Origin of the sequence: Streptomyces sp. NPDC032161, from assembly GCF_040636995.1 — a bacterium.
Lineage (GTDB): Bacteria > Actinomycetota > Actinomycetes > Streptomycetales > Streptomycetaceae > Streptomyces.
The window spans coordinates 1-2,251 of sequence record NZ_JBEZVN010000109.1 but is presented as its reverse complement, the minus strand read 5'-3'; the positions used below and the strand labels follow the sequence as shown (position 1 = coordinate 2,251).

At 57.1% G+C, this 2,251-nt stretch carries 1 protein-coding gene; it reads right to left on the bottom strand.

The features are described 5' to 3' along the window. Positions 1 to 190: 190 nt before the first annotated feature. Positions 191 to 1,930, bottom strand: coding sequence for a hypothetical protein (locus AB0E67_RS36405; RefSeq protein WP_362035144.1), 1,740 nt, complete (start codon positions 1,928 to 1,930; stop codon positions 191 to 193). Positions 1,931 to 2,251: the final 321 nt, after the last annotated feature.

Sequence of the window (2,251 nt, the reverse complement as noted above, 5' to 3'; positions counted from 1 at the left end):
CGCGTGGTCACTATGGCGAAGAAGAAGTCAAGCACGAGCCCGTACCAGCCATTACCAACGCAGAGGACATCACGGAGTGTCGTTGCAGTACTAAGTTGAGCCGAGCCGTCGAGACTCCGCCAACCGCACCGCAGCGGTCGCCGAGGGCGGTCCCAATTGCAGTAGCTGCGGGACAACCTAAAGCAGGTATTCAGATCGGCGCATACTCGATTTCTGTGCTTGCCCAATTCCCAAGCTTGGCGACCACAACGCTTGTCTTATGCTCCACAGAATCCCCCAACCGTATGTAGCGGATCGCTGCAGACAATGACTCGGCGAGCTCGGGGTCTTCAACTTCCATGGCAAAGGCACGCAGGGCGCGGAGTTTAGGCACGCTGCGCATCCCGCCACTAATCGCGTCGATGGCCTGCCGCCCTGCCCAGCAACGAATCTCAGCTGCTGTCACACAGGGCTGACCGTCGTATGTCCAGACTCGCTGAAACCGTGCAGCAGCAAGTCCATGGTGCTCGCCATCTTGATCGGCTGAATCCAGGAAGTTGCGCAAGAGCGATACAGGGCCACTCAGGATGTGCCAGCCATCTTCGCGCTTGGCATTTAGGGTGAGAGTCTCGACGCCGTCGGGGATTAGAGCGGATGCTCCCGCCACCAAGACAGTCAGCAGCGAACCTTCTGGCGCTTCTAGATGAACCGTCCAGGAATCCTGATGTTCCTCCAGGAAAATCTCCTGGCACCCCATGCCCGACATTCCCACACTCAGCATGACCGCCGGGGATATTCCAAAAGAACGATAATTGGTCGCATCGAGAAGGTTCATGTCTAGCTGATTCAATGCAAGCGTCAGGCCCACGAGACACCCCATGGCGCTTTCGCAAGTTTTGATGATCTCATCGACCAGTTCGCCCCAGGGAATCGACCGAGAGCCGGACTTAATCTCTATGTACACCCCGTCGTCCAAATAGCGCACCATTCGATGCGCTTGAGCTGTACGCAAATCTAGGTTGAACCCACCTAGCAGATCCTCCATCGCAGGATGCGTGCGAGCACTGCGCAACAGATCCGTAGCATTATCTTGTCGGAGTTTATCGTAGGGTCTTGATTTCTGTCCCGCCGCCGTCAGAAGGGAAATTGCGACCAGCTGCCCTGCGCCCTCCACCAAGGTCGCAGCGATATCAACCAGAGATCGACCCACTTGGCGCGGTATTCCGCCGTTTGCTGCCTGCGCGACCTGAGAGGACGCGTCGAACAGGTCTAGCATCGCTGCCTCATAATCAGATCTGAAGTGAGGACTCACCGTCAGACTCGAAAGGAGCTCAGGATTCCGAGAAAATGTTTCGAAACTCCCCTTTACAATGCACTCAAATCTATGTTCGTCTCCGTGTGCGACCATCAGGGCCCGCTGTAGAGCAAACTGCAGACCGCCTCCATGCCCATACTGAGGGGGAATTCCGAGGATTCGTGCAACCTCAGTCTCGGCTAGCACGCTAAGCTCCGTCAGATCTGTTGCCCCCAATTCCATCATTGACTGCTGCAGCAACACGGCCATCTGATTTTGGAAGCCGTCAACCTCCAACAGCTCGTTGAGCCGGTTAACCTTTTCCATGTGCATACTCAGGACGTCACCAGAAGCGTCCATTCGCTTCTGTGCAACATCTGCGTGACGCTGCGCTTCTAGCGGTGTAGGCGCGTCTAGCGCAGCTAGATATGAACGTACTGTCTCCACGAGGTGCTCAATGCATGCTCTCGCGCCATCCACCAAGGGTAGGTAAGGACGATGCCGAACAGCGGCGGATACCAACGCGCGCTCATTCACCAGTTCCTGAACGACATCCCGAAGAGTCTCGTCGGACCCGGGAAGGGTTTGGCTTGCCGAGCGAACGGCAGCGAAGAATCGATATAGCCATGACTCCAGTCGCGCGACCAGCATCTCCATTTCAGCAGCCTGAAACGGACTTGGAGTTACTTCAAGTGGAGAAGAGGTCAGCAACTCGGCCGTAGCGCGTATCGAAGCCCGACGCGCCGCTGCGCGACGATCTATCTCCCACGGAGCAGGGCGGGCTCCACAGTCGGCGCAGTCAACACCGCGAACTCGCTTGATCCCGCACCTCGCGCACAAGACAAGGTCGTAGGACAAACGGAATCGCAGTTGGTTCTCTGAACTACTGAGGTTGAACTCGCGATGTCGCCCTGCTTCCTCAGGTAGGTGTGGTCGTCAGGCCGGTCTCGGCGAGGCAGCCGTCTATGAGGTGGCTGC